This window comes from Streptomyces sp. NPDC015127 (genome assembly GCF_043080095.1).
Taxonomy (GTDB): domain Bacteria; phylum Actinomycetota; class Actinomycetes; order Streptomycetales; family Streptomycetaceae; genus Streptomyces.
Window position 1 is genome coordinate 1 of the sequence record NZ_JBIBVE010000007.1, and the last position, 25,315, is coordinate 25,315.

Consider the following 25,315-nt stretch of genomic DNA (forward strand, 5'->3'; position numbering starts at 1 on the left):
CCCAGTTCTCGGCCAGGTGTTCCCGCAGCGTCGCGGCGTCCATCGGGGCGCCGTTCTTCAGGACGACGGCCACGCAGGGCCTTTCGTCCCAGCGTACGGCGGGTGGCGCCGAAGACGGCGGCCTCGGCGACGGCGGGATGGATGCCGCCCGTCGCCCTGGTGGCGGTCGCGATATGCGTTGAGGTCGGCGCCACACTCTCCCTCAAGGTCGCCACGACCCGCGACCGTCGCTGGCTCGCCTTGGCGCTCTTCGGGTACGTCGGTGCGTTCGCCGCGCTGACCGGAGCCCTGGCCCAAGCGCGCCTCTCTGGGAATCGTCTACGGCATCTGGGCGGCATGCGGCGTTGCCGCTACCGCGGTCGCATCGAAGTGGCTCTTCAATGAGCGCCTCAGCCGGCTCTCGGTGGCAGGTATCGGACTCATCGCGGTCGGCGTGCTGATCATCGAGCTGGGCGCCACGCGATAGGCCTTCGCTGCGCTGGTCGCCCACGCGCAAGGCGAGTCAGTCGGAGGAGCGACGCACCTGTAAGGAGGAGCAGGACGATCCCATCAGCTCACCCAACGGGTGAGTCGGGACCGCAGCTCATCGGGAGTTGCGATCGGGCGTCCCAGAAGGTCCGCGAGCTGGACCGCGACCTCGACCATCTCCGCGTTGTCACGCACCGGCTGAGTTCGCTTGACCCGGAGGCTGTCCTCCATGCCGACGCGGCAGTCCATGCCCAGACCCAGAGCGGTTGCTGCGTGCCGGAACTGCATCGGATAACCCACCGCAGCCACCCCGAGGTCGCAGAGTTGGTCGCCAAGGACCTTCTGGGCACGCTCCCGGAGGGCGAAGAGGTCCTCGAGCTCGTTTCCTGCACCGCCAAGGACACCGAGCACGAGCTGGATGCGGACCGGCCCCTGCAGCGTCCGCTCCTCGATCAGCTGCCGTGCCATGTACAGATGGCCGAGGTCGTAGGTCTCCAGCTCCGGCGTGGCGCCGGCATCCTTGGCCGCGGCCGCCACCTCGCGCAGCATCGCGAGGTGTGGACGAACGTCCCGGAACCGGCGTTCTCCATGACCTCCCGCTCCCAGTCCGAGTTCACCCTGGGCCAGCGCGCAGGGTCGGGAAAGCTCTCGTAGTTCACACGGGCTCTTCGGCCTGGTGAAGGCGGCTGCGCTCGAGGGTGCGGCGCACGGCCTCACCGTCAACGCTGTCGCGCCGACCCGGATGCGCACGCCCATGGTGGAGACGCAGCTTGCCGAACAGGTCAGACTGCGCAACGCCACCGAACAGGAAGTCCTCGACGGGCTGCTCGGGCGCCAGCCGATCAAACGGTTCGCTGAGACCGGCGAGGTAGCCAGTGCCATCGCCTACCTCGCCTCGGAAGAGGCGTCGGCCATCACCGGCACATGCCTCCCGGTCGACCTCGGAACCCTCGCCTCCTGAAACCTCTACCTGGCCACCGTCCTCGGCGGCGTTCCTGCAGTGGATGCCCCCACGTCGCGGCCGCGCTGCTGTCGCCGGCCGCGCATGCCTGACGCCCCGAACGACAGATCGCCCCGACCCCGTAGGGGGGTCGGGGCGATCTGTTGCCTGCTCGAACCGACAGGTCCGGTGAGCTCCCGACGCGACCTCACCCGGCTCGCCGGGGGCGTCCTGATCTCTGGAACCCGGGTCATTTGACCATTGACGGCCGGGGTGACCCGGGCCATACTCGGTCAATCGATCTAGTCGTTCGATCAGCGATGAAGCAGGTGAGTCATGAACAGCCCAGCAGCAATTGTCGCCACGGAGGCCGACCCCACGCCGCTCGTGCTCTCGTTGGCCCGGACCCTCCGGGCCAGTGCCCAGGCCCCGGAGCTGCGCGAGCTGATCATGCAGACCAACGGCGCCATCGCGCTGCGCTCGGTCACCGACGCGCAGTCCGCGTCGCTGACGTTCGACGGGTCCGGCGTGCTCGTGAGCCACGGGCTCGCTCACGGCGCGGAGCAGGCGGACCTGCTGTTCGACCCGGAGTACACCGTCGGCGAGACGACGGACCCGGTCGGCCTCGCGGCCGCTCAGCTGCTTTCGCCGCCGCTGCCCTCCTGGCGCGAAGCGGCCGCCCACTTCTGGGAGGTGAACCAGGGCACGCCCGGCTTCCCCGGCCGCCTGGTCCTGGTCTGCCTCGACGAGGAGGCCGAGATCGCTTTCGGTGAGGGAGGCGACGTGTACGAGGTCCATGGCTACGGGTCGGCCCTCTCGGCGGTTCTCAGCGGCCAGGTCGACCACTTTCTCTACGCGGTCGCCGCTGGGGCGGTCACGGTCGTCGGATCTGGCGCACACCTGTCAGCGATGTGCGGTGCTCACTGGAAGGTGCGGTTCGGTGGTTGAGACGCAGGCTTCAGAGATCAAGCAGTGGATGGTCGACAACGAGATCACCTCGGTGCAGATCCAGACCACGAACCTGGACGGCACCTTCATCGGGAAGACGTTGTCGTGCGAGAAGTTCCTCGGCGGACTCGAACAGGGTTACCCGTTCGCGGACATCGTCTTCGGCAATGACCTGGGCAACTTCCCGGTGCTCGGGGTCGCGTTCCCGTCTTGGCGCGGCGAGATGGATGACATCTTCCTGCGTCCCGACCTCAAGACGCTGTGCGTGTGGCGGCCCGGCGTCGCGGCGGTGATCGGTGACTTCTGGACTCAGGAGGGCGAGCCGGTGAGTGTGTGTCCGCGCAACCTGTTGCGTAAGGTCACCGCGCAGGCCGCAGAGCTGGGGTTCGGCGTCAAGGGCGCCGTCGAGATCGAGGCCACCATCTTCGAGGAGTCCGTTCAGACGGCTCGCGCCAAGGGCTACCAAGGCCTCACGCCGCTCGGCGGGACGGCCGGATCGGCCTATGTCCTGGGTAAGTCCGCTGACTGGCGCGAGTACCTCGAGGCGGTCGAGCAGCGGCTGCGCTGGGTCGGGATCGCCTGGGAGGCGTGGAACGACGAGGCCGCGGCCGGCCAGGTCGAGATCAACGTCGCGGTCGGGGACGTCGTCGATGTCGCGGACCGCTGGGCACGCACGCGCCAGATCATGCGCGAGGTCGCCTACGAGCTCGCTCGCACAGTCACCTTCATGGCCAAGTGGTCCGATGCGTGGGGCCAGGCGTCCCACATCAATCTCTCGCTCACCGACGCCGAGGGCAACGCCTTCTACAGCCCCGATGGCGCCTCCGAAGTCATGGAGCATTTCATCGGCGGCGTCATGGCAGCGATGGCAGGAACCACCTCGATCGCTCTTCCGTTCATCACCTCATACCGCCGGCTCATTCCGCTGGAAGGCCCCCCGACCACCGTCACCTGGGGGCACCACAACAAGACCACCGCCGTGCGCGCCATCACCGGCCACCCCGCCTACTCCCGCATCGAGTACCGGCTGCCGGGCTCGGACTCCAACGTCTACCTGGTCGCGGCCGCGGTCGCCGGCGCGGGGCTCTACGGCGTGATCAACCACGTGCAGCCCCCGGAGCCGCTCGCTGGGCTGGCGTGGTGCCGGCCCGAGAGCACGGGCGTGGAACTGATCCCGACCACCATCACCGAGGCCGCTGCTGCGCTCGAGGCTGACAAGGTCCTCCCCGAGGTGCTGGGTGAGGAGTTCGTGAGGTACTGGCTCGGTACCCGCCGCTGGGAGTGGCTGGCCTTCCACACCATGGGCGGCGGCGACCCGGACGCCGGACTCACGCCGTGGGAGTCCGCCCGCTACTTCGAGCTCGTATGAGCAGGCGCATCGCGGCCGCGGTCCTCAACCGCGCGCCCGGACAGCTGGAGGTCGAGGAGCTACTCCTCGACGACCCGGCTCCCGAGGAGGTCCTGGTCAGGGTCGAGCACGCCGGGCTGTGCCACTCCGACCTGCACGAGATCGACGGCACGTTCGAGACGACCGTGCCGATCGTCCTTGGGCACGAGGTCGTGGGGGAAGTCGTCGAGGTCGGCAGCGCCGTCGTTGGGTTCGTGCCCGGCGACCGCGTCGTCACCTGCCTGTCGGTCTTCTGTGGGACCTGCTCCTACTGTCTCGACGGTCGGCAGACCCTGTGCGCCGATCGCGGCCGGCTCCAGCAGGAGCGCCCGAGGCCGCGGCTCACCAACGCGCGCGGCGAAGCGGTTCGGCCCACCGCGGGTATCGGCGGGTTCGCCGAGATGACGCTGGTGCACCAGAACTCCCTCGTGGCCATTTCCGACGAGGTCCGGCCCGCCACCGCGAGCATCCTCGGCTGCGCGGTCACGACGGGCATGGGCGCGGTCCTGCACAGCGCGCGGGTCCGCCCCGGGCAGTCAGTGGCCGTGATCGGGCTCGGGGGTGTCGGCTTCGCCGCTCTCCAGGCCGCACGACTGGCCGGCGCTTCGCAGGTGATCGGCGTCGACGTCGTACCGAAGAAGCTGCGGCAGGCCCTCGAGTTCGGCGCCACCGATGTCGTCGATGCGCGCGACGGTGACGTTGTTGCCGCCGTCCGGGCCCTTTCGGGCGGCGGCGTCCACCACGCCTTCGAGGCCGTCGGGTCGGGCCGCACGGTCGGGCAGGCATTCGCGATGCTGCGCGCCGGAGGGACGGCCACCGTGATGGGGATGATCCCGGACGGGCACCAGATCGACATTCGCGGCGCCGAGCTGTTCCTCGAGGAGAAGCGCCTGCAAGGCTGCTTCATGGGGTCGAACCACTTCAAGGTCGACATCCCCATGTACGCCGAGTTCAACCGGATGGGCGTCCTGCGACTCGACGACCTGGTCACCGCCGAGTTCGACCTGGCCACCATCAACGAGGCTTTCAAGGCGCTCGCCTCGGGTGACGAGATCCGTGTCGTGGCGCGCATCGGAGGCCGGGCATGAAGCCGCTGATCGGCATCACCGGCCGCCAGCTCGCGCTGGGCATGGTGGCGAACACCTCCGAGCGGTTCCGCGAGCAGCGGATCGGCAGCTACTTCTCGGCGTTCGCCGACGGCGTCGCCGCAGCCGGCGGCATCCCCGTCCTCATCCCGTTCGCGGCCGATGCGGCCGACGTCGTCGCTCGGTTGGACGGCATCGTCGTCACCGGCGGCCAGGACGTGCATCCTGCCCGCTGGGGTGGGCTCGCCGCGGTCGACCCGACCGTGGATCCCCGGTGGGACCACGACGCCCACGACGCCGAGCGCGACGCCTACGAAGCCGCGCTGATCGTCGCCGCGGTTGATTCCGGAACGCCACTGCTCGGCGTGTGCCGCGGCCACCAGCTGCTCAACGTCGTGCTGGGCGGCACCCTCATCGAGCACCTCGACGAGGGACCGATCGTGCATTCGGCTTCCTACGCCGCGCCCAGCGACGGCGACCCGGGCCACGTGGTGGAGTTCGCCGAGGGGTCCGTGCCGCACGTGGTCTACGGCGCTCGGCGCGTGACGAACTCCTGGCACCACCAGGCGGTCGACCGTCCCGGCAACGGCCTCCGCGTGGTGGGCCGTACGCCGGACGGGGTGGTCGAGTGCATCGAGCTCGCCGACCGCCCGGTCGTGGGAGTGCAGTGGCATCCCGAGTGGACCGCCACCCAACCCGAACCGATCTTCGACTGGCTGGTGGACGCGGCATCGCGGCGTACCGCCGACGAGCTGGTCCTCGACAGAAAGGCCATGGCATGACAACGCCCCGCGTGAGCACGCTGACCAGCCTCGACGACTGGCTCGACCTGCAGGCGCGCACGGCGATCCCGTCGGCGATGTGGATCGACGGTGCCTGGGACCAGGCGTCCGGGCGGACCCTCCCGCTGATCAGCCCGCGCGACGGATCCGTGATCGCCAACGTGACCAGCGCGGACGCCGCAGATGTCGACCGTGCCGTGCAGAGTGCACGTCGGACCTTCGAGCGGGGCAGCTGGTCCCTCCTCGAGCCGCGCCAGCGCGGCGAGGTGCTCCTCCGCTGGGCGGACCTCCTGGACGAACACCGCGACGAGCTGGCGCTACTGCTCGCGCTGGAGATGGGCAAGCCGGTCACCGTCGCTTGGAACGTCGAGCTCCGGACGACGATCAACACGATCCGCTGGTACGGCGAGCTCGTCGACAAGCTGTACGACGAGTCACCGCGAGGCCGCAACGGTGCCCTGGCCTTGGTGACGCGTGAGCCCCTCGGCGTCGTCGGTGCGATCACGCCGTGGAACTTCCCGATGACGCTCGCGATGTTCAAGATCCCGGCGGCGCTCGCCGCAGGCAACAGCGTCGTGGTCAAGCCGGCCACGCAGACGCCGTTGTCGCTGCTTCGGGCCGCCGAGCTCTCCGCTCTGGCCGGGCTCCCGGCGGGTGTCCTGCAGGTTGTGACCGGCAGCGGCTCCGTCGTGGGCTCCGCGCTGGCGCTCCACGATGACGTCGCCACGCTCACGTTCACGGGCTCCACCGAGGTTGGCAAGAAGCTGCTGACCTACGCGGGGGAGTCCAACGCCAAGCCGGTCTCGCTCGAGCTGGGCGGCAAGTCGCCCAACATCGTCTTCCCGGACGCGCCGGACCTCGACAAGGCGGCGGCCACGGCTGCCTGGGCCATCTCCTTCAACAGTGGCCAGATGTGCACCGCCGGTTCACGGCTGGTGGTGCACGAGGAGATCCGTGACGACTTCGTCGCCCGGGTCGTCAAGCACCTCGAGGCCCACGTGATCGGCGATCCGCTGGACCCGGCCACCACCATGGGCCCCCTGGCGTACGCCGTCCACCGCGACGACGTCGTGGACGAGATCCGCAAGGGCATCGCCGACGGCGCCACCCTGGTGATGGGCTCGGACGAGAAGCGTGACGACGGGTTGTACGTCTCGCCCGCGGTCTTCACCGACGTCGATCCTGACAGCCGGCTCGCCCAGCACGAGATCTTCGGCCCGGTCCTGTCGGTGCTCACCTTCTCCACCGAGGAGGAGGCGATCGCCATCGCGAACAACTCCGACTACGGCCTCGGCTCGGCCATCTGGACCGCGGACCTCAGCCGGGCGCACCGCCTTTCGCGCGAGATCGACGCCGGACTGGTCTGGGTCAACTGCTACGAGGAGGGCGACAGCTCTGTCCCCTTCGGCGGGCACAAGCTGTCAGGCCACGGCGCAGACCGGAGCGTGCACGGCCTGGAGAAGTACACCTCACTGAAGACCACGTGGATCAACATCGAAGGAGCATCATGAGCACGACGCAGGAACACGACGCCCTCCAGGACCGTCTTGGCGAAATGGCCGCGGCGATGGAGGCCCAGGACATCGACGCGTTGATGGCCTGTTACGACGACGCCCTTGTCTTCCTTGAGAACGGCAAGGAGAGGGACAAGGCCGCCCTCAAGGAGTACGTACAGAAGCTGTGGTCCGCCGGCAGTGGCTTCTCGGTAGATCTCGCGACCGTGCACCGGGTCGATGACGTCCTTGCCGTCACGCTCGAAGCGTCGATGAGTGCAGAGACGCCGTCGGGCGACAAGGTCACGATCAGCTGGCCGTTGTTCGTGGCGTACCAGTTCGACCTCACCACGCTCAAGGTCGTGCGCGAGGTTGCTTTCTCCGACGAAGCCGGAATCGCGGAGAAGTTCGCCGCGGCTGGCATTGCCTGACCGACACTGCACCCCGCGATGGAAGTCCGGGGTCGACGCATCACAAAGGGGTTCGAGATGACCAAGCATGACTTCGACACCGTCGTGATCGGCGGAGGCTTCGCAGGCGTGACGGCCTGTCGCGACCTGGCCGAGCAGGGCTATTCGGTCCTGCTGCTGGAGGCGCGTGACCGTCTCGGTGGTCGGGTCTTTTCCGAGCGCGGCCGGATCGGTGACTGGGAAGGCGTCATCGAGCACGGTGGCCAGTACGTCTGGTCCGACCGCCAGGTCAACGTGATGGCCGAGATCGAGCGCTACGGACTCACGGTCGTGCACAGCACGATGCCCGAGTGCTACCCGACCATCGACCGCGGCCAGTACAACCCCGGTCCACTGCCGGTGCCTCTGGAGGAGATCTTCGACTTCGAGCGGGCGGCACACCAGATCCTCAGCGACGCCAAGCGCATCACGCTGGGTATTCCGCTGGATCGGCAGAACCTGGCCGATCTGGACATCCCGTTCAGCGAGTACCTGGACAACCTCAAGGTCGGTCCCGGCACCCGCGGCTTCTTCACCTTCCTGAGCACCTTCTTCACAGGTCGCTACCCGCATGAGGTCTCGGCGCTGCCGCCGCTGCAGTTCGTCGCCCAGCTGGACTACAGCCTGATCCGCGCGTGGGGCGTCCTGGATGAGTACACGGAGGAGGGGATCAGCACGCTGGTCGACGCCATGGCGGCGGACTCTGGCGCCGACGTACGGCTCGGCACGCCCGTCTCTTCAGTCCGTCAGGATGACAGCGGAGCGACGGTCACGACGGCAGCCGGCGACACCTTCACCGCGAGCACCGTCGTGGTCGCGACTCCGGTCGCGTGCTGGAAGAACATCACTTTCGACCCGCCGCTGAGCGCAGGCAAGCTGGCGATGGTCGGTGACGGTAACCAAAACTCGTGCGCGATCAAGGTCCACGCCCAGGTGAAGAACGCGCCTCACCTTCCGTTCGCACTGGGCAACGCTGAGACGGAGAACGGCGCAGCCATCCTCTTCACCGACACCGACCTGGGTGAGAACGGTCAGCTGATGACCGGCTTCTACGTCAACCACCCGGACAACCCGGACCGGTTCGGTACCGACTTCGCCGGCGTCGAGCGCTTCCTCCACGCCTTCTTCCCCGAGGCCGAGCTGGTCGCCTTCGACCTCCACGACTGGAATGAGGACGAGTGGTCGGGATACGGCGACTGGATGGCGCTACCCCCCGGCATCATCAGCAAGCACCACGCGGAAAGCTCGCGCCCCGAAGGCCGCCTCCACTTCGCGACCTCCGACATCGCCCAGACCTTCATGGTCTGGTTCGAGGGCGCGATCGAGATGGGCAAGAAGGCTGCCGTCGACGCGCAGCGACTGATGACGCGGGAGGCGATCGAGTCCAAGGTGCCCGCTCGTGCCAAGGCCTCGTCCGCTGCGTCAGAGTCTGCCCGGGCATGAGCATGGTCGAGGAGGTCGGTCAGGGCACCTCGAGCGTGGAGCTCCGGGGGGACTACACGCGGCGGGCGCTTGAGGCACTCGACCTGGCCGCCCCCGCGTCCGGCGGCACAGCGGCCACAGGGCCCAGTAGTCTCCTGCGTGCGCTTCTCCAGCAGGACGGAACGATCACGCGCCTGGTGTTCGCGGAGCTCGGCACCGAAGTCGCTGCCCTGGACGCCAAGGTCAGGGCCGATGCGGAGGCTGAAGCGACGACGCTGAATTCGGTGCTGCGCGCCTCCGAGCACGAGGCGAAGCAGCTCGGTGACGCCTTCGTTTCCGTCGAGCACCTTCTGATCGCGTTGGCGGGCTTTCGCGACGGTGCGGGGGCGATCCTCGGGTCGTTCGGAGTCGACCGCAGGTCGATGCTCGACGCTGTCCTGCGTGTCCGTGGTCCGGCAACGGTTCAGGACGCCGAGCCCGAGCTCACCTACCTCGACGTCCTGTGGCGCCCTGGACCCGTCTCGACCCAGCTCCGCCGGTTCAGTCGCGACCTGACCGAGCTGGCGTTTCGGGGGAGGCTCGATCCTGTTCTCGGCAGGGATGCCGAGATCGAGCGGGTGGTGCAGGTGCTGGGCCGTCGCCGCAAGAACAACCCTGTCCTGATCGGCGATCCAGGCGTCGGGAAGACGGCGATCGCTGAGGGACTCGCCAGGCGGATCGTTGCAGGCGACGTGCCGGCCGGCTTGCGCAACCAGCGGCTGGTCGCGCTCGACGTGGGTGCACTCGTGGCAGGCGCAAGCTACCGCGGCGAGTTCGAGGACAGGATCAAGGCGATCCTGACCGACGTGGGTAACGCAGAGGGCGGGATCGTCCTGTTCATCGACGAGCTGCACACGATCGTGGGCGCGGGCGCCGCCGAGGGCGCGGTGGACGCCGGGAACCTCCTGAAGCCGATGCTGGCGCGCGGCGAGCTCCGCACGCTCGGAGCGACCACGCTCGACGAGTACCGCAGGTATGTCGAGAAGGACGCTGCCCTGGAACGGAGGTTCCAGCCTGTCCACGTGGAGGAGCCGAACTTCGCCAGCGCGGTCACGATGCTGCGGGGACTGCGGTCCAGCTACGAGACGCACCACGGCGTTCGCATCACCGACGCTGCACTCGTCTCGGCGGTCTCGCTCAGCAAGCGCTACATCCCCGATCGGTTCCTTCCGGACAAGGCGATCGACCTGATCGACGAGGCGGGCTCCCAGCGCAGGATCGAACTCGATGGGCGGGGGAGCGTGGAGCTGCCATCAGACAGCGACGTCGTCGGCGACAACGACATCGCCCGGGTCGTCGCCGCATGGACCGGTATCCCCGTCACGCGGTTGCAGGAAGCGGAGCTCGAGAAGCTCGCCACGATGGAGGAACGCATCGGCCAGGACGTCGTAGGCCAGGAAGGCGCTGTCACCCGTGTGTCAGCTGCCCTCCGCAACGCGCGCGCCGGGCTCGCCGACCCGATGCGTCCGCTCGCCTCGTTGTTGTTCTGCGGGCCGTCCGGTGTCGGCAAGACGCATCTCGCCCGCGTGCTCGCCGACTTCATGTTCGGCAGTGACGACGCCCTGATCCAGCTGGACATGTCGGAGTACTCCGAGAAGCAGTCGGTCGCCCGGCTCATCGGCGCGCCCCCGGGCTACGTGGGCTATGAGGAGGGCGGCCAGCTCACCGAAGCGGTACGCCGCCGGCCCTACGCGGTCGTGCTCCTCGACGACGTGGAGCAGGCCCACCCCGACGTCCACGCGCTGCTGCGCCAGGTGATGGAGCAGGGGTCGTTGACCGACAGCCAGGGTCGGGTCGTCAGCTTCCGCAACGTGGTGCTGGCGATGACCTCGAGCCTCGTCGATGCCGCTGCGGTTGCTGAGCAGTTCCGGGCCGACTTCGTCACGCGGTTGGACGACGTGGTCCAGCTCGCCCCCTTGCACCGAGCGGACGTCGCCCGGCTCGTGGAGCTGCAGGTCGCCGCGGTGGCCGCCCGACTCGCCGATCGCGGGATCGGCCTGCGGCTGACCGACGAGGCCCGCGAGCTGGTGGCCGTGCTCGGCCACGACGAGGAGCACGGCGCACGGTTGCTTGCCCGCGTCGTCCAGCAGCAGGTCACGTCCGCCGTGTCGCGGAGTGTCCTGACCGGCGACCTCGCCCCGGGCGACACCGTCGTGGTGGATGTCGAGGACGGAAAGCTCGTCACGGCCACCGTGCGGTCGTGCACCCCACACAAGGAGAAGCACCCATGACGCGCAGCGACGTAGCGGTACTCGGTCTCGGACCTATGGGCGCGGCCCTGGCCGGGCTGTTCCTGAAGCAAGGACTGGCCACCAAGGTCTGGAACCGAACCAGTTCGAAGGCGGAACCCCTCGTGGCGGCCGGCGCCGAGCTGGCGGAGGACCCGGCCTCTGCTGTGAGCGACGTGCCGCTGGCGGTGGTCTGTCTCGACCGGTACGAACATGTCCGGGCGGTCCTCGATCGGGCCGACTTCGCCGGATGCGCTGTCGTGAACGTCACGTGGGGCACGCCCGACGAGGCGCGCATGATGAGCCGTTGGGTGGAGGAGCGCGGTGGCCGGTACCTGGACGGGAACATCTACGTTTACCCGGACGGTCTGGGTCCCGGTTCCGCCGGTCTGTCCTACGCCGGCGACCGCTCGGTCTTCGACGAACACGCGGATGTCCTCTCCGTCCTCGCTCGTCCGACGTACGACGGGGCGGACCCGGCCCTCCCGAACATCCTCGGCTCGGCTGGGGGCATCGCCCACCACATCGAGGTGGCCGCGTTCTACGAGGCCGCCGCCTACGCCGCGCACTACGGAGTCAGCCCCGCCGCCTTCCTGGAGTTTCACGAACGGCTCGGAGGCCCCCTGACCTCGCATGCCCGCCATGTTGCCGTCGAGCACTTGGAGAGCGGAGACTTCGCCACCGACCAGGCCGCGATGCGAACCCACTTCGATTCGATGCTCGTCAATCGATCGGACATGCAGCGCAATGGGCAGCCCGCCACCATGCTGGGCGCCTTCGTCGACGTGCTGGCGGAGGTCATCGAGGAGAAGGGCCACCTGGCACTCGCAGCGGCGTACGACGACCTCAGCCGATCGCGGCGCTGAGGCCGCTACCCGGCCAAGTCACACGCGTGAGACCTGTTGGCGTGCGCATGCTCAGATGACTTGGCCGGACGGAATATTGACCATGGCGCGCGTTCCCACCCAGGTCCGGCGATGACCGTCATCGACGCTGCGATGACGGTCATCGCCCGCGAAGGCGTCGATGGAGCAACCACGCGGAAGTTCGCCGACGAGGCCCGGGCGCCGTTGGCAACACCTGGCCCCCAATCGAATCGGGCGCAGATCGAGATCTGGCTCTGGGCGAGACGCAATACCCGGAGTTTGCGTCGCGCATCTACGACATGTTCATCCAGACCTGGAAGGATTGCCTCCGGCAGGCGCTGGCTCCGCTTCCCGAGGAGCACCTCGAGACCTTGACGAGGGTCTTTGTGGCGGTGATCGACGGCCTGTGCTTGCAGCTGATCACCCACGGCGATGATCTGGCGGTCCTCCTCGAGGCCGAGGCCCTCCGCAGGCTGGTCCGAACGCAACTCGGTCCTGGAGCGACTGACGAGCGCTTTCGCCTATTCCGCCGGGGGCCGAGTCGCGAACCCCGACTCCACGATCACCGGCCTCGGTCCGGCTACGGAGATGAACGCGTCCTTCATGCTCGACCCTCGATCTGGCCTTGATGCGTACGGCGCAATGACGGCTGAGGACTTCGCTCGGCGGTGGGACGGCGCCGAGTTCAAAACCGGATGTGGCTGCGAGTCGTCGCTGCACGAGTTGCCGAGCAGCCTGGCGCACGTGCGCGAGCGGGCTGTCGACAGCCGTCGGACGCTGGTGGATGGTGGCCCTGTCACCGAGTCCTACCGCCGGATCGGCACGGATCAGGCGCTCGACATGCTGGTGCGCTGATTCGCGGCCAAGCCTGATTCGAAGACGTCGCGTAGCCTTCCGCAGGCGTCGGTCACCGCCGTTCCGGCGGCTGTGAACGTGTCGACCTCGGTGAAGAACCCGTGGAAGACGCCTCGATACCGCTGGCGCGTGACCGGCACGCCTTCCTCTGCGAGACGGTCGGCGTATGCTTCGCCGTCGTCGCGGAGGGGATCGACCTCGGCGGTGATCACGTGCGCCGGGGCCAGGCCACGGAGACTCGCTGCGCGCATCGGGGCGGCGAGCACGTCCGGAGCGACGCCGGCCTCGCCGACGTACTGACGCCAGAACCAACGGGCGTCCTCGGTGCCGAGCAGCGGCGCGTCGGCGAACTCGGTCCAGGACGGTCGCTCGAACGAGTCGTCGACAGCCGGGTAGGCCAGAAGTTGCAGGACCGGTTGCGGCAGGCCGCGGTCGCGCAGGTCGAGGCAGAGCGCCGCCGCCAGGCCGCCCCCGGCAGAGTCGCCCGCGACCGCGATACGGTGCGGGTCGACCCCCAGATCGGCAGCATTCGCGGTGAGCCACGCGTGCGCGGTGCGGACGTCGTCCAGAGCGGCGGGATACGGGTGCTCTGGCGCCAGCCGGTACTCCACCGAGAACACCGTGCATTCCGCTCCGGCGGCGATCAGTCGGCACAGCTCGTCGACGCCATCGAGGCTGCCCACCGTGAAGCCGCCGCCGTGGACGTACAGGACGGTCGGCGACGCCGGCTGCTCGGAGGGGCAGTACTCCCGCACCAGCACCGCAGGCACGCCTACCCGGTGATCGCGCACGGCCGCCATCGGGGTGCTGCGCGGCGGAGGCTGGGGAGCCGCAAAGTCCCTGACGCCCTGAAGACCCAGGGTATGCAGCGGACCAGGCAGCAGGTCGGCCAGCTGCCGAGCCACCTGACGTGCCTCCTCGTCGAGCAGTGATTGCCAGAGCGGCTGGGTCATGTCGTCTCCCGACGGTGTGGTTCAAAGCGAAGTGAAGGGGTCTTCCCCATCCTGTGAATCAAATGATACAGTCGTTTGAACAAGTCGATCGACAAGGAGACTTCGCCATGACCGTGTCCACGCAGCCCCAGTCGTTGCAGTCCGTTTCCCGGGACACCCCGATCGAGGAGATCCTCGCGATCGTGGCCCGTGACGGCGGCGTCATCATCAAGAACTTCCTCACGCGCGACCAGATTGACCGCTTCAACGCCGACGTGGACCAGTCGATGGAGAACCTTCGCCCTGGCTCGACCCACGAGAACGAGGTGATCGCCGCCTTCCACGGCAGCAACACCAAGCGACTCACCAACCTGGTGACGCTCAGCCCGACGTTCCGTCACGAGATCATCGACAACGACCTGGTTCACAGCCTCTGCGACCAGACCTTCCTCGAGCAGTCCGGCACCTACTGGATGACGACTGCCCAGGTGATCGAGATCGGCCCCGGCAACGACGCCCAGATCCTGCACCGTGACCTCGAGAACTGGTACCCCTTCGTCCAGCTGGGCAAGAACGGCCCCGAGGTCATCCTGAACTTCCTCATTGCCTTCACCGACTTCACCGAGGAGAACGGCGCTACGCGGGTCATCCCCGGAAGCAACCACTGGGACGACTTCGAGGACCGTGGGACGCCGGAGGACACGGTCCCCGCCGTGATGAACGCCGGCGACGCGCTCTTCTTCAGCGGCAAGACCGTGCACGGTGGTGGGGCCAATAGGACCGCGAACGAGTACCGCCGAGCCGTCGCCTTCGCGTTCAACCCGGGCTTCCTCACCGGTGAGGAGGCCTACCCGTTCCTGGTGGACATGGAGATCGCCAGGTCGCTGTCGCCGCGTGTCCAGCGCATGCTCGGCTTCCGCTCTCAGTACCCCACGGGCTCGGCTGGCCTGTGGCAGGTCGACTACGCCGAGCTCGGTGACTATCTCGGCCTCGACGGCTGAGGACAGGGGCGGGAGTCAACGTGGCACTGCAGAGTTCGCGGACCGCCTTCGAGAGGACGAGGCGCAGCGTCGGTGGCGGAGTGGGATCCGGCCTGCGTGCTGCGATGCAGCCCCACCCCCTGTTCGTCCGCGAGGCGCGCGGTGCGCACGTCTGGGATCTCGATGGCGACCGCTACCTCGACTATGTGATGGCGTGGGGTCTGCTGGTGCTCGGGCACGGCGATCCCCGGATCACCGAGGCGATGGCAGGGATGGTGACCCGGATGCAGGTGGTCGGCACCGGCCATGAGCTCGAGTACTTGGCCGCCGAGGCCGTGCTCGACGCCGTACCTCACGGGGAGCGGTTGCTGTGGAGCAACACGGGCACCTAGGCCGTGCAGGTCGCGGTACGCCTCGCCCGTGCCGCGACCGGTCCGACGGCGCGTTCTCAAGTTCGCCCGCAGCTACCACGGCTGGCACGACTCGGTGTATGCCGGTCTGGCTGAAGCCGACCGCGGGAAGCCCGCCGCGCCGGAGAGCAAGGGGCAGTCGCCCAGTGTGCTCGACGACCTGGTCGTGGGTGGCTTCAACGACGTCGCCCTGGCTGAGCGGCTCCTGGCGGACGCGTTGGAGCGCGACATCGCTGCCGTGCTTGTCGACCCGATCCTGAGCAACGGGGGCGTCGAGGCGCCGTCCGCCGAGTTCCTGCCCAAGCTGCGGTCGCTCTGCGACAAGCATGGCGTCGTCCTCATCTTCGACGAGGTGATCGCGGGCTTCCGGATCGCCCGCGGCGGCGCCGCGGAGAAGTACGGCGTCCGCCCCGATCTCTCCGTCTTCGGCAAGGCGATGGCCGGCGGCTTCACGCAGAGTGCTGTCGTCGGACGCGCCGACCTGATCGACCAGGTCGACGACGGCGTCGTCCACGCCGGCACCTTCAACGGCAACCCGATCGCCCTCGCGGCAGTCGAAGCCACGATGCGGGTGCTGGCCGATCCCGCGGTGTACGACACCTTGGGCCGGATCTCGGCGTATTTCGACGCCGTCGTCGGGGCCGTCCTCGACGCTGTGCCGAGCAGCGGCACCTTCAACCGCGTGGGCTCGCTCCTGCAGTACGCGCCCGCCGACGGGGAGACCGGTCTGCACGGCACGGGCGGTCTGTGGGAAGTGATCCCCGACGGGATGGTCCGCCAGCGCTTCCTGTTCATGCCCTCCGGCAAGGTCTTCCTCTCCACCGCCCATACCGCCTCCGACGTCGAGGCGACCGCCGAGGCGCTCGAGAAGGTCCTCGGGCAGCTGTAACCCGACCCACCTTTCAACACAGAGCAACACGAAAGGCAGCGCCATGGCCACCCTCACCACCCTTGACGCCACCTGCAGCACGGAGGAGGCGATCGCAGTCGTCGAGCGTGACGGCGGCGTCATCATCCGCGACTTCTTCGACGCCGACGTCCTCAAGGAGCTGCGCTCGGACATCGACGCCGCCATGGCGAACACGCCGTGGGGCCAGGACGACTTCTCCGGTCACCGCACGAAGCGGCTGTACGGCATCTTCCAGCACACCCAGCACGCGGCGACCGCTGTGCGGCACCCGCACTATGCCGGCATCGCCCAGCACTTCCTCGAGGTCCCGAAGCCGGTTTACGTCGGCGAGGACCTGATCGAGCTGGCCCCCAGCTACCAGGTCGGCGTCAGCTCGATCATCGACATCCACCCGGGCGAGGGTGCCCAGCCGCTGCACCGGGACGACACTGTCTGGCAGTGGAGGCACCCCGAGGGCTACCGCCAGGCCCGTGTGCAGATCATGGTTGCGGTCACGGACTTCACCGCCGAGAACGGCGGCACCATGGTGGTGCCCGGAAGCCACAAGTGGGGTGACGACCGCGGCCCGCGTGTCGACGAGGCGGTGCCGACGGTGATGAGCGCCGGATCGGCCCTGATCTGGGTCGGTGGCACGTTCCACGGCGGCGGCACCAACACCTCGGACAGCAACCGGATCGGCCTGACTCTCGGCCTCGACCTCGGCTATCTCCGCCAGGAGGAGAACGCCTACCTGACGTACTCGACTGAGGTGATGAAGTCCTTCGACGAGGACATTCAGCAGCTGCTCGGCTGGTCGGTCTGCCCTCCGGGCACCGGCTTCGTCGAATACCAGGGCACGATGGCCGACCCGATCTTCCTCCTCAAGGACGGCGGGGAGGCCCGCAACTCGTACGCCGACTTCGACGACGACGCCGCGGCGCTCAAGGCCTGATGCCCGTGGTCGACGTGGTGATCGTCGGGTGGGGTGCCACCGGCCTGGCGATCACCAGGGCGCTCGCATTGGGACCGACTGCCGCATCGTCCGCGCGGCCGACATCCAGCCGGGCATCGCTGGCGCCCCGCTGCCGTTGGTGGTGTCGGGGGCGCCGCCGGTGGCGGCCGTAGTCTCGGTCGACGAGCTGCCCGACGCCGATGTCGCTGTCGTCGCCACTTCCTCGTGGGTCGAGACCATCGATCCCCCCTGGTGGCGCTCCTGGGACGCGGCATGAACGTGGTGTCGATCTGCGAGGAGCTTCGCGACCCGGGTCTCAGCCACCCGGAGCTCGTCGAGCGGCTCGACCGGGCTGCGAAGCTCAACGGCGTCTCGGTACTCGGCACCGGGTGCAATCCGGGCGGGTTGATGGACACCCTGCGGGTGGTGGTGAGCGGGCTCACGACTCGCGTCGAGTCGATCGCGATCCGGCGTACGGCTGACATGAGCCGCTACGGCGCCATCCTCGCGAAGTTCGGCCTCGGGCTGTCTCCGGATGAGTTCCTCGCGCGGAGGGATATGGGTCGGGTGAGGGGACACGTCGGGTTCGCGCAGAGCATCGCCGCGATCGCGCGTGGTCTGGAGTGGACACTCGACAAGATCGAGGTGGATGCCGCCGAACCAGACATCGTCGCCGCTGAGGATCGTCAGGGTGACGGGCGCAATTGGTCGGATCGGGGCGATCGCACACTGCCGTGGGGACGGGGGCGCTGAGGAGAGGGGTTACCCAGCGCGCGGGAAACTTCTGACGGTGGCTCAGCGCGAACCCTCCTCACTCCGTCCCCGAGGCGACACCCCAAGCTGCCGGCCACGCCCATCAATGACATGAAGGTCAGCGGCCTCCAGCAGAAGGCTGAACGTGCGCTTTCCTCCACGCCGGTCCATCTGGTTCCACCCTCCCGCGAGTAGCCCGGACCAGACTGCCGGCGTCTTCGGCCCCGTTGAGGTGTTACCTGCCGTGGCCTGCATCGGGGCCTTCCGCTCGATAACGGTCCCCGCTGAGCTCGACCCGGTGCTGCACCGTTCCGCTCTTACCGCGGTCTGGTTCCAGACCGGCTTGGATGTCCCGTCGGGCGAGGACGCCGACCTTGTGCTGCGCAGCATTTGCTGGGGGGAGCCGGCCCAGGACTACGAGCTCTAGCGACGGGTGTCGACCAGAGCCACTCGTTGATGGCCGCGATGAGGACGGTCGCCTCGTAGCGGACCTGCTTCGGCGACCGCTGCTCTACGGGAGGCCGCCTACCGGGACGGTCAATGCGGTCGCTTCGGCCTCGGTCTGGGGTGTCACGGGGCTCTTCGGGGTGCGGAAGCGGTAGAGCAGGACAAGCGCCACTGCGGGACGACCAGGTAGATCAGCAGGACGGTGAGGGCCTGTGTGGATCCGTGACCGTCGAAGTAGATCGAGTTGCGGAGCAGGATGTAGGCGTTGCGGGGTGGCAGGTACGGCCCGATCGCACGCCAGAACGCCGGAAGGTAGGGGACTCCGTTGACTCCGCCGGATGAGGGCGAGGGCGGACACCGAGACTTGCACCATGGCGAATGGGTATGACAGAGGGTAAGAAGGCTCGAGCTGTACCCGTGTGCCAAGTAGTTTCTGACTTCGACCTGATGTGGCACAGATGCCAGGTGGCAAATCCGCAGGCCAGAAGTACGCGTCGGTGACAAGCACAGCCCGGGGTCACACACGGTGCGCCCTGGACGTGCCGGGTCAGGCCACGTCATCCGGTGGCGACTTGGCGTACGGGCGCATGGGGTCTGTCCAGGGCGGCATGCGTGCGGAGCCCGTCATTCGGCGTGGCTACACTGCGGCTGCGAGGTGATGACGGCTCGGACCGCCGCGCCCGCCTTCCACGACGTCACGGTCTCCTGGACGGGACCCGGCAGAGAGAACAAGGGACGATGACCGACCGCGACGCCGTGGCACTCGACGATCCAGTCGGGCAGTCACTGCGAGGCCACCACGCACACCTGGCCCGGGCACTCGGCCGGGCGGCCTCCTACCTGCCGGACGTCGCAACCTTCTCTTCGGTGTCCACCGACCCGGGCGAGGCAGGGTGGACCGACCTGGCCCGGTTGCTCGGCCGAGGGGCGTTCGCCGACATGTTCAACTGCCCGGCGACCCCGCCGGACTGGGAACCGGTCTTCACACTCGAAGGTCTCCAGATGGTCGGCCCCGCCGGGTGCCGCCCCGGACACGCCCAGGGCGCGACAGGCGTTGTCGAACTGGGCCCCGGCGACGTTCCCGAGATGCTGGACCTCACCGCACGGACTCAACCCGGACCGTTCTGGCCCCGTACCCACGAACTCGGCACCTACGTGGGCATCCGCGAGAACGGCACCCTTGTCGCCATGGCCGGCGAACGGCTGCGTCCGCCGGGATGGACCGAGATCAGCGCCGTGTGCACCGCCCCCGAAGCACGTGGACGAGGCCATGCCACTCGCCTGATACGCGTACTGACCGCGCGCATCACAGCCCGGGACGAACGCCCGTTCCTCCACGTGTCCGCGGCCAACACGAGTGCCATCGCGCTCTACAAGCAGCTCGGCTTCGAGGTCCGGAAGCAGGTGACCTTCCGCGGATTCCAGACGCCATGAAGGCGGGTCGGGCACGTCCGGCAGACGTGCAGGCCGGCTGGGCGGATTCCTCGGCGGCGCCGTTCAGTTCGTTGAGGTAGTCGTAGATGGTGAAGCGGCTGACACCGAGTGCGGCGGCCGCGGTCTCCGGTGCTTGCTTGACCAGGAAGAATCCACGGCGCTCCAGCTCGGCGCCCACCTGGAGCCTCTGCTCCTTGCGCATCTACTCGACCGGGACGCCGATCGACGCGATCGCCGCGTCCACCAGCAGGGTTCCTCCACGCTGTGCAGGAAGGACTCACCCTCACGGACAGCTGCCGGCCTGGCCGGACCCGCGCAGGCCGACGGCATCGAAGGCGCCGGCGGCATGGACGTGCCGTCGGGCCCGAGAACGAACCGGTTCATGACAGCCCTGAGCGACACCCAGGCGGACACATCGGTGTTCGGACACAGTGCCGCCGCGGGGCGACCGCCGTTGTCCGAGTAGATGATCGTCGTGCTCTGCAGAATCCGCCCGTCGGGCAGCTGGGACCGATAACCGACCTCGTGACGCAGGTCGCCCGCAGCGACGCGCTCGAGCAGCTTGTCCGTGGGAGGGTCCCCTACATGCCGGCCGGTGACCGTCCCGGCGATCGCGCGCACAGTGTTCGGCATACGGCGCAGGTCGTGCAGCACCACTTCGGTCGGCTGAAGCACCGCCGCCTGAAGAGGAGTGACGAGGAGTTCGAGAACGCGGTTGATGCACTCCGCGTCCATCTCCTCCAGCGCCGCAGGCGACGGAAGCATCGAGCTGCTCGACGCCGGTTCCATACCTGCCACCATCCCTCAACCCACTCCGCTTCAACAGCATGTTGAAGGATACCGAGAGGTAACCCTCAATGGATCAACAGATTTCTCAATTCCCGTTGACCTCCACAGCCCGTTGAGGTCTGCGCTGCGGGGCGAGCGACGTCTTCCCGCAGCAGCGCGTTTCCCTGGTGCTCCCCATGAAGCCGTGTGCGAAGCCGCCGCCGGCGTGGATGGCCGTGGCGATCATGACCGTCCCGGCCGGCTCCGCCTCGCTCGCCCTGGCCGCCTTGGCGGCCGGGACGAGCGCTTCGCATCCGTGCGTCGATTGGGACCCGGCGATGGGAGGAGGTACTCCGTGCAGCCGAGGCGGGGTCCGCTAGTGCTGTGACCGGGAAGGTTCACCTGGTTGCTGGTCGGTCGGCCTTGCAACCGTATGCTGCGGTCGTCCCTCCAGACGGGAAAGGTTCTTGCCGTGAAACTGCCGATCGGTAGAGTCCTGCTTATCGGGATGCTGCTCTGCGGCGGTCTGTTCGTTTGGGCGGCGGCGACTAACCTCAAGGCAAAACAGTGCCTGGAGGGACAGCTGCATCCGGACTTCTACGGCGCCACGATCACCGGGCGGGGTTGTGAGGTGACAACGACTTCCGGTGAGACGCTCATCGTGCCGATCTCCGGCCCGCCGTTCGAAGCCGGGGTGGCTGGGGCACTAGGGTTCGTCGTCCTGGGCATGGCGACCGTAGTCATGCTCGTCCGGCGCGCACGTCGACGGTCGGACCAGCGGTAGACGAAGCTCTCGGCGCTTTGCAGTGCCTTGGCAATCCCCGCTGACATTGCCGAGGTCGCCGACTCCCCACCGGGTTGTTCAAGCTGCAGTTTCGAGAGGTCGTCCGCCCCAGCGGATGCCTTTCTCGCTGCGGATGCGGGCGCGTTCCTTGCGTTCGGCGGCCAGGACGTCGCGGTGGCGGGCGTTGGCGTCGCGCCAGCGGAGGTAGGCGTGCAGGGCCCGGGTCTGCACGGTGTGGTTGGGGTGGTTGGAGTTGGCGATGGTGAACTGCCGTAGTGGTCCGAAGCGGGCCTCGATCGGGTTCGCCCATGAGGCGTAGGTCGGGGTGAAGCACAGCTCGACCTTGTGTTTCTTTGCCCAGCGGCGGATTTCGTCGCCTTTGTGAGCGGACAGGTTGTCCAGGATGACGTAGATCGGGGCGCCGTCGGGTCGTGCGGCACGGATCGACTTCAGCGCGGCCAGCGTGTTGGCGGCGCCCTTGCGGCGCCGGTTGACGCCCCACAAGCGGTCGTCGCCGATGGAGTAGCAGCCGTGGAAGTAGCGCACGCCGTGGGTGCGGTGGTAGGTGGCGGGGAGTCGGTCGGGATGTTTGCGTTCGGCCCAGCCCGAGCCTGCGGTGGGCCTGATTCCGAGGGGGCCGAACTCGTCGAAGGCGACCGGTCCGGGAAGCGGTCCAGAACCTCCTCGATCCGGTCCAGTTTCGCCTCGCGGTCCGGGTCGGGGGATTCCTTCCATGTCTTGGTGCGCTGGAAGGTGACGCCTCGGCGGGCGAGCAGGCCGCGTAACGCCTCCCGGCCGATGTGGATCATGCGGCCGTGACCGCGATGCCGCGCTTCGAACACCGGGTCATCGACGCCGAGCCGATCGTCGTCGTCAGCCCCGACTCCGCAGAGCCGACTCCCCTCGAGCTCGAAGAGGCCGGCAAGGAGTGCTTCATCCTCGTCCCGGACACCTGCGGCCTGACCACGTTCACCACGCAGCTCTTCCAGGCCAATGAGATGCCCCTGCGCACCTATCCGGGCGAAGCCGCCGGCTACCAGGTCCTGGAGGACTGGACGAAGCTCGGCCTGGGCTCGGCGATGGTGCCGCGCTCGAAGCTCACCTCTCCTCGTGGCAGCCCGCCCCTAGCCATATGCATTGCTTATAGCGTGATTCAACGAGATCCTCTACCGGGCACCACTTGGAATGCCTAACTTGGCAGGGCACGTTGCGGTAACCGCCGCTCCGCCGATTCCCCGCCGATCAAGTGAGGCATAACCATGGCGTATCTTGAGATCACCTTGCAGGTGGACCTGGCCGACCGCGTCGCTGCCGCCGGCGTGATGTACGAGAAGTACAAGCAGCCGTTCCTGGACACCGTCCCGGGCGCCACCAGCAAGGAACTCCTCGTCCGAGACGAGGACGTCCAAGTCCTCCACGGCTTCCGGACCGTGGCCGACGCGAAGGCGTATCCGGCGAGCGACCTGTTCACCCGCGATGTGGCCGGCGGCCTGTCCCCGCTGCTGAAAGCGGCACCCGAAGTGCGCGTCTACGACACCGTCTGAGCACTCTCAGAGCCCTCGGCCTGGGGCATCGCCCGCCTGGCCCCTGCCCCGGAACTGCCTGGCACATCACGATGTCGAGGAAGCCGAGGACGGGCTCGCCATGCTCACCAGAGCCACTCTCCCCGGAACAAGGACAGGTGGAGTCATGCACGAAGTACAAGCCCTGCTACGCGAGTACGACCGGGCCCGCGCCTACACCGACGATCTGTGGAAAGACCTCACCCCGGACGAGGTGACCTGGCGCCCGCACGAGAACTCCAGCCCCATCGGCTGGCATCTCGGCCACCAGGCCCACGTCGCCCACTTCATGATCCGCAACCTCACCGCGGCCGAGCCCAGCCCCGACCCGGAACTGGACGGGCTCATGGACTCGGCGAACCCGGAGAAATTCCGCGGCGCAATGCCCACCGTCGAACGGCTCGCCGCCTTCCGCGACACCGTCGCCGAACGCGTCCACGCCCGCATCGGTGACATCGCCACCGGCAAGGTCGGCGCCCCCACCCAACTGACCATCGTCGCCAACCACCTGCTGACCGCCCTGATCAACCACGAGTACCAGCACGACCAGTGGATCAGCGAGGTCCGTGCCGAGAACCTCGGGCACGCACTGCCGCCCGACCCCGAGTCGGACTGGCTCAGCCGCGTCGACGGCTACCTCGTCTGCAACCCCTACGCCTGACCACCGCGCCGCACGCAGGAGCACGACATGCCCAGCACCACCCTCGACCCCCGACCCGCCCGGGCCTTCACCCACGGTGTGGCCAAGGGTCTAGTGGCCGCGGGAGAAGGTCAGTTGGCGCGACAAGGGACACCAGCGGGCACGGCTGCGTCGCGGGACACCGAAAGAATGAGTTTCCGCAGCTCCTCGACGTACAGCCGCATGTTCTGCTGGGCCACCGCGGTGTCCGGATAGCGGCACGCGAACTGCACGCCGTCGTGGAACCTGTTGATCCACACGCATACCTGGTCACCGTACGAAACCCGCATCAGCCCGTGCGCCTTCATGTCCTGCCACCGGTCCGAACCCGGAATGGAGCGGGTGTCGACGAACGAGACGATGGAGTACAGGTCCGGAGACGTGGGCCGGAAGTCGGAGCCCAGCAGACCCAGCACGCGACCGAGGGGCATCCGTGCCAGCGCCTTCTGCTTCCGCAGTTCGACACGGACCATCTGCAACGCACTGTCGAAGTCCGACGCCTGTGCTCCGGGGATCTCGATCGGTGCGCCGCCCACGAACCAGCCCACCGACTCCAGCCACTGGGACTTGACCCGGGTGTGGAAGGGCAGGACGGTCCGGTACACCGGCTGCCCGGCGATCTTGTGGACGATCAGGGCGGTCGCGGCGAGGACGCCGACCAGGCTTCCGCCGTACGGCCGGCAGTACGCCTCGAAGGCTGTCGCGTCCGCGTCGTCGACGAGCTTGTCGAGCATCAACTTCTGGGTCGGCAGCGGCCCTTCGGGGTCGAGGCCGAGGTCGACGGGGAAGTTCGGCAGCTTTCCGTCGCATCGGGCGACGAACTCGCGCCAGCGGTCGACGATCGCGTGCGTGTCGTCGATCCGGTCTGCGTCCGTCCGCTCGATCGCGCAGAAGTCGACGTAGCTGGCGATCGGTGTGGCCGCGGTCGCGGCGGCACGGCCCGCGAGGCCGGCCTCGTAGAGTTCGTGGATCTCACCCGGGATCCGGTAGAGCGAATACGCGTCGACGTTGCTGTGGTCGAACACCATGTGGACACTCGCGCCGTCGTCCCGGACGACCGCCGCGTAGATGAAGTTCGGCCAGCTGAGTGCGTCAGCAGCGACGTCGAAACGATCCTCCAGGTACCGCGTCAGTGTCGCGCTCTCGGTGAAGTCCCCGACGTCCTCGCGGTGCAGCGCGACGGCATCGGCGTCCAGCGTGAAGCGCCTCATCTCGTCGCCGACCCAGCGAAAGCCGCTGCGCAACGTCTCGTGCCGAAGGGTCCAGAGCTTCAGCGCCTCCTGGAGAACCTCGAGGTCGATCTGCCCGGAGATGTCGAAGGCCGAGCCGCTCCAGGTGGGTACGAACAAGCCGTCCTCGCGTACCGAACGTGATGTTCGTACATGAGACTCCTGTACATAGGCGGGCGGCCGGGAATCCTCCGGCAAACCGGCCGCCACCTCGATGGTCGTCGGATGCAGGGTCCACTCCACGAGGCGGCCGGGCCGGACGCCACAACGCTGGATGTCGATCGTGTACAAGAGACTCTCCGTTCGTGGCATCGCTTGCTGCCCACGTCGGTCCAACGAGGGATTGCTCCAAAAGAGACGCAGGCCCCTTGCGCCGCCGAGGTCGTCAGGGACTCCGCCCACCTCATGAAGGGGTGGCCGGGCGGCGGTTCCTTGCCACCGGCCGAGCTGCTGCGCCGCGTCACCTCCCGGCTGCGGTGGCGGCTACCACTCGGTCACGTTCTGAAAGCGATCGCACGACTCGGGCCCGCCACG

General features: G+C 68.1%; 23 protein-coding genes and 5 pseudogenes. 22 read left to right on the plus strand and 6 right to left on the minus strand.

From position 1 onward, the window contains the following. The first annotated feature begins 102 nt into the window (after positions 1–102). Positions 103–384: an SMR family transporter gene (locus ACF08N_RS15145; protein ID WP_392325063.1), complete on the plus strand. Its 282-nt coding sequence runs from the start codon at positions 103–105 to the stop codon at positions 382–384. After that, complete coding sequence (locus tag ACF08N_RS15150) at positions 326–466, plus strand: hypothetical protein (protein WP_392325382.1); 141 nt, start codon at positions 326–328, stop codon at positions 464–466. The genes ACF08N_RS15145 and ACF08N_RS15150 overlap by 59 nt, the downstream gene beginning before the upstream one ends. Before the next feature lie 83 nt (positions 467–549). Here the strand turns inward: ACF08N_RS15150 and ACF08N_RS15155 are convergent, their stop codons facing one another. Further along, positions 550–1,224 (minus strand): 3-keto-5-aminohexanoate cleavage protein, encoded by a 675-nt coding sequence (locus ACF08N_RS15155; RefSeq protein ID WP_392325064.1) that lies wholly within the window; start codon positions 1,222–1,224, stop codon positions 550–552. Between ACF08N_RS15155 and ACF08N_RS15160 the strand changes: the two are divergent. From ACF08N_RS15160 to ACF08N_RS15210, 11 genes and pseudogenes are all read left to right on the plus strand, one after another. Then, a pseudogene (locus ACF08N_RS15160) lies at positions 1,139–1,429 on the plus strand (SDR family oxidoreductase); the annotation flags it as partial. The gene ACF08N_RS15155 and the pseudogene ACF08N_RS15160 sit on opposite strands and share 86 nt — an antisense overlap. 315 nt (positions 1,430–1,744) lie before the next feature. Continuing rightward, entirely contained in the window at positions 1,745–2,356 is a 612-nt protein-coding gene (locus ACF08N_RS15165; protein ID WP_392325065.1) for a hypothetical protein, read from the plus strand. Continuing rightward, entirely contained in the window at positions 2,349–3,725 is a 1,377-nt protein-coding gene (locus tag ACF08N_RS15170; RefSeq protein ID WP_392325066.1) for a glutamine synthetase, read from the plus strand. Before ACF08N_RS15165 ends, ACF08N_RS15170 begins: the two co-directional genes overlap by 8 nt. After that, on the plus strand, positions 3,722–4,831 hold the full coding sequence (locus ACF08N_RS15175) for a Zn-dependent alcohol dehydrogenase (protein ID WP_392325067.1): 1,110 nt from the start codon (positions 3,722–3,724) through the stop codon (positions 4,829–4,831). Before ACF08N_RS15170 ends, ACF08N_RS15175 begins: the two co-directional genes overlap by 4 nt. Beyond that, entirely contained in the window at positions 4,828–5,610 is a 783-nt protein-coding gene (locus ACF08N_RS15180; protein ID WP_392325068.1) for a gamma-glutamyl-gamma-aminobutyrate hydrolase family protein, read from the plus strand. Before ACF08N_RS15175 ends, ACF08N_RS15180 begins: the two co-directional genes overlap by 4 nt. A 77-nt stretch (positions 5,611–5,687) precedes the next feature. Beyond that, complete coding sequence (locus ACF08N_RS15185) at positions 5,688–7,121, plus strand: aldehyde dehydrogenase family protein (protein ID WP_392325383.1); 1,434 nt, start codon at positions 5,688–5,690, stop codon at positions 7,119–7,121. Continuing rightward, the gene (locus tag ACF08N_RS15190) at positions 7,118–7,534 is read left to right on the plus strand and encodes a YybH family protein (protein WP_392325069.1); all 417 of its coding nucleotides are present in this window, start codon (positions 7,118–7,120) and stop codon (positions 7,532–7,534) included. The genes ACF08N_RS15185 and ACF08N_RS15190 overlap by 4 nt, the downstream gene beginning before the upstream one ends. Before the next feature lie 18 nt (positions 7,535–7,552). Beyond that, complete coding sequence (locus tag ACF08N_RS15195; RefSeq protein WP_392325070.1) at positions 7,553–8,995, plus strand: flavin monoamine oxidase family protein; 1,443 nt, start codon at positions 7,553–7,555, stop codon at positions 8,993–8,995. Further along, positions 8,992–11,244 (plus strand): ATP-dependent Clp protease ATP-binding subunit, encoded by a 2,253-nt coding sequence (locus tag ACF08N_RS15200; RefSeq protein WP_392325071.1) that lies wholly within the window; start codon positions 8,992–8,994, stop codon positions 11,242–11,244. Before ACF08N_RS15195 ends, ACF08N_RS15200 begins: the two co-directional genes overlap by 4 nt. Continuing rightward, positions 11,241–12,107 carry an NAD(P)-binding domain-containing protein gene (locus ACF08N_RS15205; RefSeq protein ID WP_392325072.1) on the plus strand — a complete coding sequence of 289 codons (867 nt, stop codon included), beginning with the start codon at positions 11,241–11,243 and terminating at the stop codon, positions 12,105–12,107. Before ACF08N_RS15200 ends, ACF08N_RS15205 begins: the two co-directional genes overlap by 4 nt. Before the next feature lie 588 nt (positions 12,108–12,695). Next, entirely contained in the window at positions 12,696–12,962 is a 267-nt protein-coding gene (locus ACF08N_RS15210) for a hypothetical protein (protein ID WP_392325073.1), read from the plus strand. Here the strand turns inward: ACF08N_RS15210 and ACF08N_RS15215 are convergent. Continuing rightward, positions 12,935–13,915, minus strand: coding sequence for an alpha/beta hydrolase (locus ACF08N_RS15215; RefSeq protein ID WP_392325074.1), 981 nt, complete (start codon positions 13,913–13,915; stop codon positions 12,935–12,937). The genes ACF08N_RS15210 and ACF08N_RS15215 overlap by 28 nt on opposite strands. A 107-nt stretch (positions 13,916–14,022) precedes the next feature. Here ACF08N_RS15215 and ACF08N_RS15220 point away from each other — a divergent pair, with 107 nt between their 5' ends. The 5 genes and pseudogenes from ACF08N_RS15220 to ACF08N_RS15240 all read left to right on the plus strand — a co-directional run bounded on the left by ACF08N_RS15220 (position 14,023) and on the right by ACF08N_RS15240 (position 19,759). Beyond that, positions 14,023–14,895 carry a phytanoyl-CoA dioxygenase family protein gene (locus ACF08N_RS15220; protein WP_392325075.1) on the plus strand — a complete coding sequence of 291 codons (873 nt, stop codon included), beginning with the start codon at positions 14,023–14,025 and terminating at the stop codon, positions 14,893–14,895. A gap of 104 nt (positions 14,896–14,999) precedes the next feature. Continuing rightward, positions 15,000–16,173: pseudogene (locus ACF08N_RS15225) on the plus strand (aspartate aminotransferase family protein). Between the two features lie 43 nt (positions 16,174–16,216). Next, a complete protein-coding gene (locus tag ACF08N_RS15230) occupies positions 16,217–17,125 on the plus strand; it encodes a phytanoyl-CoA dioxygenase family protein (RefSeq protein WP_392325076.1) in 909 nt (302 codons plus the stop codon). 273 nt (positions 17,126–17,398) lie between these two features. Further along, positions 17,399–17,878: a hypothetical protein gene (locus ACF08N_RS15235; protein ID WP_392325077.1), complete on the plus strand. Its 480-nt coding sequence runs from the start codon at positions 17,399–17,401 to the stop codon at positions 17,876–17,878. A 1,185-nt stretch (positions 17,879–19,063) separates the two neighbouring features. Further along, the gene (locus ACF08N_RS15240; protein WP_392325078.1) at positions 19,064–19,759 is read left to right on the plus strand and encodes a GNAT family N-acetyltransferase; all 696 of its coding nucleotides are present in this window, start codon (positions 19,064–19,066) and stop codon (positions 19,757–19,759) included. Between the two features lie 82 nt (positions 19,760–19,841). On the opposite strand, the pseudogene ACF08N_RS15245 reads toward ACF08N_RS15240, so the two are convergent. Together ACF08N_RS15245 and ACF08N_RS15250 are read right to left on the minus strand one after the other, a co-directional pair. Next, positions 19,842–19,961 (minus strand): annotated as a pseudogene (locus tag ACF08N_RS15245) (helix-turn-helix domain-containing protein); the annotation flags it as partial. A 203-nt stretch (positions 19,962–20,164) separates the two neighbouring features. Then, a pseudogene (locus tag ACF08N_RS15250) lies at positions 20,165–20,560 on the minus strand (PAS domain-containing protein); the annotation flags it as partial. A gap of 439 nt (positions 20,561–20,999) precedes the next feature. Here ACF08N_RS15250 and ACF08N_RS15255 point away from each other — a divergent pair. Next, positions 21,000–21,311, plus strand: a complete 312-nt coding sequence (locus tag ACF08N_RS15255) for a hypothetical protein (RefSeq protein WP_392325079.1) — start codon at positions 21,000–21,002, stop codon at positions 21,309–21,311. Between the two features lie 78 nt (positions 21,312–21,389). Here the strand turns inward: ACF08N_RS15255 and ACF08N_RS15260 are convergent. Further along, a pseudogene (locus ACF08N_RS15260) lies at positions 21,390–22,129 on the minus strand (transposase); the annotation flags it as partial. A 6-nt stretch (positions 22,130–22,135) separates the two neighbouring features. On the opposite strand from ACF08N_RS15260, the gene ACF08N_RS15265 reads away from it, so the two are divergent. From ACF08N_RS15265 to ACF08N_RS15275, 3 genes are all read left to right on the plus strand, one after another. Then, positions 22,136–22,504: a LysR substrate-binding domain-containing protein gene (locus tag ACF08N_RS15265; protein ID WP_392325384.1), complete on the plus strand. Its 369-nt coding sequence runs from the start codon at positions 22,136–22,138 to the stop codon at positions 22,502–22,504. Positions 22,505–22,570: 66 nt separating this feature from the next. Then, positions 22,571–22,855: a hypothetical protein gene (locus ACF08N_RS15270; RefSeq protein WP_392325080.1), complete on the plus strand. Its 285-nt coding sequence runs from the start codon at positions 22,571–22,573 to the stop codon at positions 22,853–22,855. A gap of 145 nt (positions 22,856–23,000) precedes the next feature. Further along, positions 23,001–23,534 carry a DinB family protein gene (locus ACF08N_RS15275; RefSeq protein ID WP_392325081.1) on the plus strand — a complete coding sequence of 178 codons (534 nt, stop codon included), beginning with the start codon at positions 23,001–23,003 and terminating at the stop codon, positions 23,532–23,534. A 110-nt stretch (positions 23,535–23,644) separates the two neighbouring features. Here ACF08N_RS15275 and ACF08N_RS15280 read toward each other — a convergent pair whose 3' ends face one another. Next, on the minus strand, positions 23,645–25,093 hold the full coding sequence (locus ACF08N_RS15280) for a condensation domain-containing protein (RefSeq protein WP_392325082.1): 1,449 nt from the start codon (positions 25,091–25,093) through the stop codon (positions 23,645–23,647). Positions 25,094–25,315: the final 222 nt, after the last annotated feature.